Here is a 10602-nt window from a genome sequence, read left to right as displayed (position 1 = left end):
GAACTTTCTGGACGAATGTTTGAACTTTCTGGACGAATGTTTGAACTTTCTGGACAAATGTTTGAACTTTCTGGACAAATGTTTGAACTTTCTGGACAAATGTTTGAACTTTCTGGACGAATGTTTGAACTTTCTGGACGAATGTTTGAACTTTCTGGACGATATGTGGCATCATCTTCACGACTAACAATCTGCCAAGCGCCGAACCTACTTACTTAATATAATTAAACACCATTGAAGTAGCTGTTATAAAACATGGTAATAAATTTATTAGTGATAGATATAGAATTGGAACAAAACCATGATTGATGAACAAGAAATAGAAAAATTGTGGCAAGCTTTCAAAGTATTAGACGTAGACGGCAACGGCGCGATCTCAACCGAGGAACTAGGGGAGGTAATGCGATCGCTAGGGCAAAATCCCACAGAAGCGGGGCTGCGTGACTTGATTAAGGAGATTGACGTTGACTTATCAGGCACTATCGATTTTGAAGAATTTAAAACGCTGATGATTGCGAAAGTAGGCGATCGCCAAAGTCGCCTGAAATTAGCCTTCAGTGCCTTTGATGAGGACGGTAGCGGTGAAATTACTGCCGTTGAGTTGCGGACAGTGATGACTCAGTTTGGGCTGACAGACGCTGAGTTGAAAGAGATGTTGCAGGAAGTAGATCATGATGGCGATGGCTCAATTGACTTTGAGGAATTCTGTCAGCTAGTACCGGAGGAATCAGAAAGCAAAACTGGTTATCAAGATTCACCGATTTCCCTGAACAGTTCGCTCAAGACAGTTGCTACTTCCAATGAAGCCGCAGCAGCCAGCAGCCAGCCGACGCCAGAAGCAACGACTCCAGAGTTGGCACAGCTAAAAGAACAGTTAGCGCAACACCCAAACTCACCGAATCAGAAAAAAAGCGGTACGTCTCCCTTACAAATGCAGATAGGTTTGTTTCGTTTGATTCAAGGAGCAGCCTACCGCAGTTTCCGTGAGAGTTTCTCTGCAAATCACGAAACTCACTTGCGGGTGAAAAACTTGCCATACAGAATTACTGATTTTGTGGAGTTTGTTAAACAGGCGATCGCACTTTACAAAGCATTAGGTATAGTATCCGAAGATTGCTACCCCGTTCTAGATGCAGTGGTGAAATCAATTGCTGATGAATACGCCCGATTGCAGGAGCGGATTAAGAACTGGCAAACAGTGGCAAAGACACCAGAAATGTTGGCAGAACAGCAAGCGATTTTAGAAGCGCGGAGTAAATTTGCCAATGTCAAAGAAAAGTTTGCTGCCGGAGTCGAGTTTGCAATTACGATCAAAAAGAAAAGTCTCAGCTTGGGTGACATCGTAGAAGGTGTGCTGGCCATTAATGAACTCAATCGTCTCAGAGGAATAGAACTGAACGAAGAAATGGCTCCACCACCAGTTAAATCTCAGGCAAATCCAAAAGACTATTTGCACAAGTGGAACCGCGTCATTCTCTCCCAAGCAACTGAGGAAATAGATGGTGCAATCATGCCAGTAGCATACTGGTATGAGGACTTTATGCCGAAATTGTTGGCAGCCTTTAGTGTTTCTAGCACAGCAGATATCCAAAGTAACACCGTACCCGACCAAGCGGCTTTGGATGAATGGTATCAGTGTACAAAAAACTCAGGAGAATTTAACCGCTACGGGGCGGATGTTGCCGAAAATTTTCCCCGTTGCACTCCCAAACAGAAATTGATCCTCAAACAAGCATGGCGGTTAACGCATCACTACCTGAATGGAGTCCAGAAACGCCGCGAACGCCTAGAATTTGGGCGAGAATCAGGAGCGCTATCGCAGTATGTAGCATTCATTGATGTCTATCTAGATCGGACTGAGGTGAAGGATTCCCAAATGCGAGTCAGCTTCCCCTACTACATTGGCCCGGCAGTGTGGCGCTTTTTCCATACTACAGCTGAGATTGTGTCTACCAAGACCGATGTACAGCAAAAAGCCGCAATCGCAATCTTCAAAGATTTCTTCCAACTGTTTGCCACAATGTACCCCTGTCCTTACTGCCGACACCACCTGAATATGTATGTTGTCCAAAATAAGGAAGTGGATATGTATCCTGTAGAATACCTGGTACTTGGGCGCGACCCCAAGCTGACTGACTTTGAGGTATCATTGGAGGCAAAATTATCTACCGTCGTAGATGGTTCTTCCCTGCGCTTATTCTTCTGGAAACTGCATAACACCGTTTCTTCTTCCATTGCGCGATCGGAAGAATGGTATCACAAGGATGAAAAAGCATTCTACACCACCCGTTTTTGGCCCAGCCTTGACTCTGAGTTAGCAAGAGCCAATGCACTCAAATACACCAGCATAGAAACTGCTCGCATCTACAACATCTATGGAATTCTGAAGCCATTGGCACGGCTGACAGGGGTAAAAACAGAATTGCCAAAGCTGCTGGAGAAGGGCGATGCGAATAACCTCAAGGAAGCGTGTATAGTTGCACAGAACCACATCAAGGATTTAGAGGAAGCTGTCATTAACGGACAATTTCTCCAAGAAACATACTACTTTGAACCTAGCCTTGTGGATAAAGCTCCACTCTTCACCCCTGAAGAAGAAGAGTTTGCCCGAACCGGTATGTTTACAGAAACGATTTAAATACTTATAAGACTATCCCTTCAACGTAAGTAAAAGTTTTGGTCAAAAAATTCCTCTTTAATCTTTTTGCTCTGTGTTTTTTCTGTCTGAAGTAGTTAAATAAATTACTTTTAAATTGCACAGACGCGGAGCGCACAAAGAGAAAAAGAGAGATTTTTCCAGTCACCTTGAAAGGGGTAGTCTTAACTTAGAATGCTTTAATTCCCCTCCTTCAAAGTTTCCTCGGCAGGGGAATTAAAGCGCGATCCATTATTAAAACGCGTCTGCTTGAGCTACAGCGTGCCAAATGCTTGTGGCTAGCGATCGCCGTTGCAACATCATTGTCTAATGAGAATTGCCCTTGGTAGCTAGCTTGAAATATCGATGATATAAAGGAGACAATAAAAATAGCCAAAGTAGAAGCTTGCCCCGAAAAGGCAATTTCAATGCTTTGAAAAGTCACAGTAGAGTTGGTATCTCACCCTGTATATGCCTTTGAATATCCTCTAAAATAAGTGTTTAGAAGCGTAAAGGTCTAGTCTAATTTATAGAGGATTTTTTCTAAAAGATAACCACCGATGTAGCCTGTAACCGTACATGACCAATCGAGAGGAATTAATGAAGAACGAGTCAACGTTAGCAAGCAACGCCAACGTAAATTTCCTTATCGGTGGAGGTGAAATGGGGGCTAGGATGCGAGAACAGGATTGGTCAAAAACGTCCCTTGGCCCAACACAGCAGTGGCCGCAGAGTTTGAAGACTGCCGTGCGAATTATGCTAACTTCCCGTCAACCCATGTTTGTTTGGTGGGGCGAGGAACTGATTAACCTTTACAATGACGCTTATAAAACTATTATTGGCGGCAAACATCCAGAAGCATTTGGACAGCCGGCTTCATACGTGTGGCGGGAAATATGGGATCAGGTTGGGCCTCGCGCCGAATCAGCAATGCTGAAGAATGAGGGTACTTACGACGAAGCGCTACTGCTAATTATGGAGCGCAATGGCTACCCAGAAGAAACCTATTATACTTTTTCATATAGCCCGGTTCCTAATGACCAGGGCGACACAGGTGGGATCATCTGCGCCAACACAGAGGACACGCAGCGAATTATCAGCGAGCGTCAATTGGCACTTTTGCGCGAACTAGCGGCGAGGACAGCAGACGCACGGACATTCGATGAAGCCTGTACGCTAAGTGCGAGTTGTCTGGAGAGCAACCCTTACGATCTCCCGTTCGCCATGATTTATCTGGTCGATCCCGATAAGCAAGAAGTTTTTTTGGCTGGAACGTGCCGCATTGGGCAAAATCACGTAGCAGTTCCAGAAACAGTGGCTCTCGATGCTGATGGGGTTTGGCCCTTTGCGGAAGTGAGCAAAACGCATCAAGCCAAACTGATTTCCGATTTGGAAGTGTCTTTTAGTAGTCTACCCTGTGGTGTTTGGCAGCGATCGCCCCATCAAGCGATCGCAGTACCCATTGCCGCATCTGGTCAAAGCGGAAAAGCTGGTATATTAATCGCTGGTTTGAACCCCTTCAGGCTATTCGACGACAATTATAAAGGATTCATTGATTTAGTTGCGGCTCAAATTGCCGCCAGCATCGCTAATGCCCAAGCTTACGAGGAAGAACGCAAACGCGCTGAAGCCTTGGCAGAAATCGATCGCGCCAAAACCGTCTTTTTCAGCAACGTCAGCCACGAGTTCCGTACCCCACTGACTCTGATGTTGGGGCCATTAGAAGACACCTTAGCCACCTGTGCTACTCTGCTTCCAGCCAAAGAACGAGAGCAGCTAGAAATGGTGCAACGCAACGGACTTCGGCTGCTGAAACTGGTCAACAGCTTGCTAGATTTTTCACGCATTGAAGCCGGAAGGGTTCAAGCCTCTTATGAACCCACCAACCTTGCCACCTTCACCGCAGAACTAGCTAGTGTATTTCGTTCCGCAGTAGAACGGGCAGGGATGCAGTTATCAGTTAATTGTCCTGTCCTGCCAGCACCAGTGTATGTAGATCGAGAGATGTGGGAAAAAATTGTTCTTAACCTACTCTCGAATGCCTTCAAGTTCACGATGGCTGGAGAAATTGCAGTCAGTTTGCAGTGGTTAAATGACCATGTTGAGTTTGCAGTCAAAGACACAGGAATCGGTATCCCAGCCGCAGAAATCCCCCACCTTTTTGAACGATTCCACCGCGTCAAAGGGGCGCAAGGACGAACTTTTGAAGGGTCAGGAATTGGATTATCACTGGTGCAAGAATTGGTGCAAATGCATGGTGGAACAGTTAATGTTACCAGTCTTCTTGGAGTAGGCAGTTGCTTTACTGTGTCAATTCCAACAGGATATGCTCATTTGCCTCCAGACCGAATTAGTGCCCCGCGAACTTTAGCTTCAACTGCATTAGGTGCAACACCTTATTTAGAAGAAGCCCTGCGGTGGCTACCGGAAGAGGCAGGGGAGCAGGGGAGCAAGGGGGCAGGGGAGCAGGGGAGCAAGGGGGCAGGGGAGCAGGAAGTATTTTCCCTTCTGCCTCTTTGCCCCTCTGCACCCTCTGCTCGGATTCTCTTGGCGGATGACAACGCAGATATGCGCGATTATGTTAAGCGGCTATTAAGTCAACAGTATGAGGTGGAATCAGTGCCGGATGGTTTAACTGCTTTGGATTCGGCTCGTGGACGTGTCCCCGATTTGGTACTGACAGATGTGATGATGCCTGGATTAGATGGCTTTGGACTGCTGCAAGCATTACGAGCCGATCCGCTGACGCAAAAAGTTCCCATCATCCTGTTGTCGGCACGGGCGGGAGAAGAGGCACGGGTGGAAGGGTTAGAAGCGGGAGCCGATGATTATCTGATTAAACCTTTCTCTGCCCGTGAATTGTTGGCGCGGGTAGAGGCAGCCCTAAAAATGGCTCGTCTCCGCCAAGAGGCAATGGAACGCGAGCAAGGGTTGCGAATTGAAGCTGAGGTCGCCAAAGCACACCTAGAGACTGTTATCGCTGGTATTCAAGACCAGTTCTTTGTATTGGATCGAGAGTGGCGTTATAGCTTTGTCAATGAACAGGTAGCAGAAATTGTTGGCATCCCCAAAGAAGAGTTGCTAGGTAAGATCGTTTGGGAAGTGTTTCCCGATATGGTTAAAAGCGAGTTTGATACTGAGGTTCATCGGGCGATCGCCCAAAATACTGTTGTTCAGTTTGAATACTTTTATCCAGCTTCGCAGCGCTGGTTTGAAAACCGCGTCTACCCCTTTGCAGAAGGAGTCAGCATTTTTGTTACAGAAATTAGCGATCGCAAACAAGCAGAAAAAGCACTTCGGGAAAGCGAAGAAAAGTTCCGCAACATGGCTGATAATGCCCCCTTCATGGTTTGGGTGACAGACACCAATAGCTACTGCACCTATCTCAGTCAAAGCTGGTACGATTTTACAGGTCAGAGCGAGGAAATGGGTTTGGGATTTGGCTGGTTAAATGCTGTGCATCCAGAAGACAGCAATGACACCAGGAATGTTTTTCTGGAAGCTAGTAGCAGTTATTCGGCTTTCCGTTTGGAGTACCGCTTGCGGCGCAAAGATGGCAAATATCGCTCTTGCATCGATGCTGCGAATCCGTGGTTTGGAGTGGACGGTGAGTTTAAAGGTTATATCGGCTCAGTGATTGACATTACCGAACGCAAAGTCGCAGAAGCCGAACGCGATCGCCTCCTAAAACTCGAGCAAACTGCCAGAACTGAAGCCGAAAGAGCCAACCGGATTAAAGATGAGTTTCTGGCGGTACTTTCCCATGAATTGCGATCGCCTCTGAATCCGATTCTTGGTTGGGCGAGACTGTTGCAGACTCGTGAGTTTGACACAGCAGCCATAAAGAAAGCGATCGCAACTATCGAGCGGAATGCTCAATTACAAGCTCAACTAATTGAAGATTTGCTTGATGTCTCTCGAATCTTACAAGGCAAGCTCAACCTGAAGATGTTACCTGTCAACCTAGTACTGGTGATTGAGGCGGGATTGGAAACAGTCCGTTTGGCAGCAGAAGCCAAAAATATTCAAATTCAGACGATGCTGGATGCTTCTTTCGGGCAAGTTTTGGGTGATTCCGGTCGTTTACAACAAGTTATTTGGAATCTCTTATCGAATGCCGTTAAATTCACTCCTGAAGGAGGAAAAATTGATATTCAACTAGAGTACGTTGGCGCTGAAGCTCAGATTACCGTCAGCGATACAGGTAAGGGAATCAGCCCTGAGTTTCTGCCTTACGTGTTTGAATATTTTCGTCAGGCTGATGGCACGACAACCCGAAAATTTGGTGGATTGGGGTTAGGGTTAGCAATTGTGCGTCATTTGACCGAATTACATGGCGGCACGATTCAGGCAGAAAGTTTAGGTGAGGGGCAAGGAGCTATTTTCCGAGTCCGGCTACCACTAATTAAAAAAGATTTAACCCCAAAACCAAACATAGATATTGCTGCACTAAATCCTTCTCCTGCGATTGAAATCCTGGCAGGCAGCCAAATCTTAGTTGTAGATGATGACGATGATACCCGTGACTTTCACACATTTGTACTAGAACAGGCTGGAGCAATGGTGACAGCAGTGACATCAGCAAAAGAAGCATTACAAATTTTGGCAGAGTCAGAACCAGATATGCTGCTCAGTGATATTGGAATGCCAGAGATGGATGGCTATATGCTAATGCGCCAAGTTAAAGCATTGCAGGCAAATCAAGCCAAACAAATTCCGGCGATCGCTTTAACTGCTTATGCTGGAGAAATCAATCAGCAACAAGCACTTGAATCGGGGTTTCAAAAGCATCTGTCTAAACCCGTCGAACCAGAGGAATTAATCAAGGAAATTGCAATTCTAATTGGTAGAAGTGGGCATGTCTAAGTATAGTGGAGCCAATTTCAAAGTCTCTCTCCCAACATTGGGAGAGGGATTTAGGATGAAAGCTCTTTGATTCATGGCTTAATTTATTAACTTGTTTTAAATATTTTGTTATTTATTGAGGTCTATTCATTCTTCAAAAAGATATATTTACTCTGAATTAATCTAGCTAAACGCTGTCACTAATTTGGCTAACTTTACTTTTACTTTGTAACTTAAATTGTTAATATAACTCCTCTTTTTGTTGCTTGATTGTACAAAATACCTCGGCAATTACTTGGGCTTCTAGTATAAATTTTGGTATGTGTCGCAAAGTCACTTACTCAGCTAAATTATGCAGTTTACTTAACTCATCAAATCTTCATGTATTTGAAGTGTAGTTTATCTTTTACAGTAAAAATAATGGGAATAATAGAATAAATCGGATTGAGCAAATTATTTAGCTATGAGCCAAATATGTCCTATCTCCAAAACCTGTGCTTGTCGCAATATTGCACGCTGCCGGACTAAGGAAGCAGGTAAGCTCTTTCTCTGGTTCCCCGTTTCACATACCCTGATAAAAGTCACCTCCTACCTACAGCAGTTTTCCCTTAAGTATGAACTGATGCACGAGCGACCAGGTTTGAGTTTGGAGTGTAGACCCGGACAGTCTCTAGAAATTGCCCGTAACCTGGCCAAACTACTTGCACCAAGAGAATTAAAAGAGACGCAAGTCCTTTTCATGCAAGGCACTTTCCAACCTCAACTCCATGATTTTAGTGACATAGCCTCATTACAACGCTTCATTAAGTTAAACCAATCCGACTGGCTGGTTGAAATGCTGGCAACAGAACGATTTACCAGTTACTTTCAACCAATTGTTTCAATTAACGATACATCGCAAATTTTTGGATATGAATCGCTTTTGCGCGGTCTAGATGAACAAGGCAATTTAGTACTACCGACATCTATTCTGGAGTTAGCAACTGAAGCCGGACTTCTACCACAACTCGACCAAGTTGCTCGTCTGAGCACAATCACTCAATTCAGCCGCCATCAAGTGAATGGGCACATCTTCATTAATTTTGCACCAACGTCACTTTATGACCCAGCTTTTTGCCTACGTAGTACGGTAGAGGCCATTGATACTGCCAGAATTCCCCACGATCGCGTTGTTTTTGAAGTCGTGGAGTCAGACAATCCTCAAGATTTAGCTCACCTCAAGGCAGTGCTTCAATACTACCGGAATGCTGGGTTTTTAATCGCTCTTGACGATCTTGGTTCTGGTTATTCCAGCCTAAACTTGCTGCATCAGTTACGTCCAGATTTTATCAAGCTGGACATGGAGTTAATTCGAGATGTGCATCAAGACCTTTACAAAGCTTCGATTACCGAGAAGCTTCTAGAGATTACTCAAAAGTTAAATATTCAAACCGTTGCTGAAGGGATTGAGTGCATTGAGGAACTGAACTGGCTGCGAGAACGAGGTGCAAATTTTGCTCAAGGCTATTTGATTGCTAAACCCAGTGCAGCGCCTGTCACTACAACCCCTTTCTTTGAGCAAATCGCATCATTAACTCTAGCATCGGCACATTCTCAGCAGGTTGAGCAGCGTGTCCAACACCAAAGTGAGTCTGAGCGAATTGTTGCGGCTGTAACGCAGCGCATTCGACAATCGTTGGAGTTAGACGAGATTTTGCAAATCACGGTAGCCGAAGTGCGACAACTGTTTGAGGTAGATCGAGTGGTGATGTATCAGTTTAAGCCAGACTGGAGTGGATTAGTCGCTGTAGAATCCTTAGCAGAAGGGTGTATGTCGATTTTGGGATTTCACGTCATGGATACCTGCTTTCAATCCACGCGTGCAGCTTACTATCAACAAGGTAATACCAGAGCGATCGAAAACATTGAAACTGCGGGATTATCACCGTGCCATGTTGACCTCCTTAGAAGTCTGCAAATCCGGGCAAACCTTGTCGTACCAATTTTACAGCAAGGGCGTTTGTGGGGACTATTGATTGCTCACCAATGCCGTCATCCGAGACAATGGCAGCAATCGGAGATTAACTTGTTTAACCAGTTAGCAGGCCAAGCTGCGATCGCTATTCAGCAATCAGAACTTTACCACCAATTACAACAAGCAAACCAGGAATTACAGCGCCTTGCCTGTTCCGATGGTCTAACCCAAGTAGCAAATCGCCGCTGCTTTGATGACACGTTAAATACACAGTGGCAATGGTTGGCACGAGAGCAAGGTTCGCTATCTTTGATTTTGTGTGATGTCGATTACTTTAAGCTTTACAACGATACGCATGGACATTTGGCAGGAGATGATGCACTTAGACAGGTTGCTAAGGCAATCTCTCAGACAGTTAAACACCCCGCTGATTTAGTGGCTCGTTATGGCGGAGAAGAGTTTGCAGTTATTTTGCCGAATACTGATATTGAAGGGGCTATTGCAGTTGCAAAAGATATTCAGATCAATGTTAGTGCATTACAAATGCCTCATCCCCGTTCTCAGGTCAGTAAATTCATTACTCTAAGTCTTGGTGTGGCAACCATCACTCCTCATAGCCAATTATCTCCTGCAACCTTAATTGCTGCTGCTGACCAAGGACTCTACCAGGCAAAAGCACAAGGGAGAAATTGTGTCGTGCAGATGGATTGTGAAAATGCTGATGCTAAATAATCCTCTTTCATCCCGTCTACCAGCTTTCGTTGGAAGAATCGTTATTTCCCCCTGACAGTGCCAGTAAATCTTTTTCACAGCTAGCCGTTGCTGAAATGACTTTTTCTGAATTTCAATGGAACAAAAATCTTTTCTCGATTGGATAAATTCAGGGGTAATCATCTATCAGCATCGCTTAAGGAAAGCGGCATCAATAATGCAAAGTTTGTAGTGAGAGCAAATGAAGGCTGAAGCCGTCACTAAAAAATAATCTCCAGATTTTTTACATTACTTAATTTACTTCGATTTATTCTCACTTACGTTGAGTTGGTGAAGATAAGACGAAAAGTAAACGTGTGAATAAAATGTTAATGGCTTGACAAGTTGTGATTATATGAAATAATAATCATCTATGTATAAAAAAACTTTGACGATCTCAATAGATTTTGATATACAA

5 protein-coding genes are annotated in these 10602 nt (G+C 44.7%); 4 read left to right on the top strand and 1 reads right to left on the bottom strand.

Translation table 11 applies throughout. The features are described 5' to 3' along the window. Positions 1-219, top strand: a 219-nt coding sequence (locus RMX89_RS28045) for a hypothetical protein (RefSeq protein ID WP_322691231.1), incomplete at its 5' end; no start/stop codon positions are given. Between the two features lie 82 nt (positions 220-301). Continuing rightward, complete coding sequence (locus RMX89_RS28040; RefSeq protein WP_322691230.1) at positions 302-2638, top strand: EF-hand domain-containing protein; 2337 nt, start codon at positions 302-304, stop codon at positions 2636-2638. Between the two features lie 211 nt (positions 2639-2849). Here the strand turns inward: RMX89_RS28040 and RMX89_RS28035 are convergent, their stop codons facing one another. Continuing rightward, positions 2850-3080: a hypothetical protein gene (locus tag RMX89_RS28035; RefSeq protein WP_322691229.1), complete on the bottom strand. Its 231-nt coding sequence runs from the start codon at positions 3078-3080 to the stop codon at positions 2850-2852. 155 nt (positions 3081-3235) lie between these two features. On the opposite strand from RMX89_RS28035, the gene RMX89_RS28030 reads away from it, so the two are divergent. Continuing rightward, the gene (locus RMX89_RS28030) at positions 3236-7501 is read left to right on the top strand and encodes an ATP-binding protein (protein WP_322691228.1); all 4266 of its coding nucleotides are present in this window, start codon (positions 3236-3238) and stop codon (positions 7499-7501) included. Between the two features lie 442 nt (positions 7502-7943). Next, positions 7944-10166, top strand: coding sequence for an EAL domain-containing protein (locus RMX89_RS28025; RefSeq protein WP_322691227.1), 2223 nt, complete (start codon positions 7944-7946; stop codon positions 10164-10166). Positions 10167-10602: the final 436 nt, after the last annotated feature.

It is taken from the genome of Nostoc sp. DedSLP04, from assembly GCF_034530775.1.
In the GTDB taxonomy this organism is placed as follows: Bacteria; Cyanobacteriota; Cyanobacteriia; order Cyanobacteriales; family Nostocaceae; genus Nostoc.
The sequence above is the reverse complement of the archived record's forward strand: the minus strand, read 5'-3'. Positions and strand labels throughout refer to the sequence as shown.